The organism is Streptomyces chilikensis (assembly GCF_001642695.1).
Classification (GTDB): domain Bacteria; phylum Actinomycetota; class Actinomycetes; order Streptomycetales; family Streptomycetaceae; genus Streptomyces; species Streptomyces chilikensis.
The window spans coordinates 29629-31795 of record NZ_LWCC02000179.1 but is presented as its reverse complement, the minus strand read 5'-3'; the positions used below and the strand labels follow the sequence as shown (position 1 = coordinate 31795).

Annotated in this window: 2 protein-coding genes; one reads left to right on the top strand and one right to left on the bottom strand. The window is 73.2% G+C overall.

Features of this window, described 5'->3' with window-relative positions:
• Positions 1–223 precede the first annotated feature (223 nt).
• Positions 224–700 carry a DUF7919 family protein gene (locus A2U95_RS30915; RefSeq protein ID WP_166029175.1) on the bottom strand — a complete coding sequence of 159 codons (477 nt, stop codon included), beginning with the start codon at positions 698–700 and terminating at the stop codon, positions 224–226.
• A 245-nt stretch (positions 701–945) separates the two neighbouring features.
• Here A2U95_RS30915 and A2U95_RS30910 point away from each other — a divergent pair, with 245 nt between their 5' ends.
• Positions 946–2148, top strand: a complete 1203-nt coding sequence (locus A2U95_RS30910) for a cellulose-binding domain-containing protein (RefSeq protein ID WP_166029173.1) — start codon at positions 946–948, stop codon at positions 2146–2148.
• The last annotated feature ends 19 nt before the right edge of the window (positions 2149–2167 follow it).

Genomic DNA, 2167 nt, shown 5'->3' with positions numbered 1-2167 from the left:
CCTGAACACCGCGGCGCGCTTCCGCCGTCCGCGCCGGGGGCCTCGCGTTCACCCTCCCCGCCGCGCGCGGGCCGGGCGGCGGTCCTGCCCCGCCGGGCGGACCGCCCGCGGGAAACCGCAGCGGCCGCGGGAAACCGCAGCGGCCGCGGCTCCGCGGCGGGTCGACCGCCGACGGCGCGATGGCGGAGGCGGCTGTCCCGGCCGGGGCCGAGCCCCGCGCGCCCTACTCCAGCATGCGTTCCGCGTCGTCCGGAACCCAGGGGAAGGGAACGTCGGGCCACCGTGCGGAGGCCCACGCGTCGAGGTCGACGGCGAGTACCGCGTCCACGAAGGCCTGCGGCGGCCGGTAGCCGTGGACGGCGATGTAGTGCGTGATCAGGAACGGAGCGGCATAGGCGAGGCCGGGCCCGCCCGGGATCCGCACCTCCCCGTTCCCTTCCGGGGCCTCGTCCTCAGGACACAGGCCGCACTCGTGCACCCCGAGGCAGACGTTCATCCACTGGACCTCCTGCACGGCCTTCAGCTTCTCCAGGAACACCGTGGGGACCGTCCCTGTCGGGTACGGCCTGCCGGCTTCCAGCCATCCGACGTTCAGGCGGGTGTACGCCGGGCGGTACCAGAGCGCGTGGAAGCCCGACTCCCTGTCCACGAACGCGTCCTCGTCCTGGTAGTCGTACTCGCTGAGATCCTCGTAGAACACCCGCCCATCATCACCGCACCGGCCCGGCGAGGGCGAGGGAGGAAGGGCGGCCGCACCGCCCCACGGACAGGTCCTGCCGCGCGCCGGCCGGCCCGCCTCCTCCGTCCCGGCCGCGGATCCCGCCGCGGCCTGTGCAATGACGGTCCAAAAAGCCGGGCGCATGCGTTGACAGGGCCCCGCAGGAGTCGCTGTGATGTTGTGGGAGCGCTCCCACCGCTCCGCCGCCCCCCACACCGGAGGTCCACGTGCGCACACTCCTCACGCGATTACGCCACCGTCCCTGGACGGCGGCGTTCCTGGCGGCCCTCTCGGCCGTCGGCCTCGTCCTGTCCGCCCTCGTCGCGGCGCCCGTCAGCAGCGCCGCCGCCGCGGGCTGCCGGGTCGACTACACCGTGAACCAGTGGACGGGCGGTTACACCGCCGCCGTCAAGATCACCAACCTCGGTGACCCCCTCTCCGGCTGGCGCCTGACCTGGACGTACGCCGGCGACCAGAAGGTGATCTCCTCCTGGAACGCCACCGTGACCCAGAGCGACCGGAACGTGACCGCGACCGGCTCCGGCTGGAACGGCAACCTGGGCACCGGCGGCTCCGCCGAATTCGGGCTGCAGGGCAGCTACCAGTCCGCCAACCCCACGCCGACCGCCTTCGCACTCAACGGCGTGACCTGCAACGGCGCCGTGACCCCGACCGACCCCGGAACCCCGCCGACCACCCCGCCCACGTCGCCGACCCCGCCCACCACGCCCCCGCCGGGCGGCGGATGCGACGGCGCCAAGGTCTGCGACGGCTTCGAGACCCAGAGCGGCACCGCGCCCTCCGGGGACTGGAAGTTCGAGGCCCCCGACTGCCGGGGCACCGGCACGGTCACCGTCGACAGCTCGGTGGCGCACGCCGGCAGCAAGTCCATCCGGGTCGACGGCAAGGCCGGCTACTGCAACCACGCCTTCCTCTCCTACGCCAAGGACCTCTCCACGGTCGGCCCCCAGATGTACGTCAGGATGTGGATCCGGCACACCACCGCGCTGCCCGCCGCCCACGTCTCCTTCGTCTCCATGCCCGACAACTCCCAGGGCGGCAAGACCCTGCGCGTCGGCGGCCAGAACAGCGCCCTGCAGTGGAACCGCGAGATCGACGACGCCACCCTGCCCGCGCAGAGCCCGGCCGGCGTCGCCCTGAGCAAGCCGCTGCCGACCGGCAGCTGGCAGTGCCTGAAGCTCAAGATCGACACCTCGAACGGCAACCTCGACACCTGGCTCAACGGCCAGCAGGTCGAGGGCCTGCACGCCGACGGCGTCCCCACCGCGGACATCGACCAGCAGTGGCTGTCCCGCACCACCGCCCCGCGGCCCACCGGCCTGCGACTCGGCTGGGAGAGCTACGGCGTCGGCGACGACACCCTGTGGTTCGACGACGTGGCCGTCAGCAGCTCGGACATCGCCTGCTGACAGGTGCCGGCGGCACCCC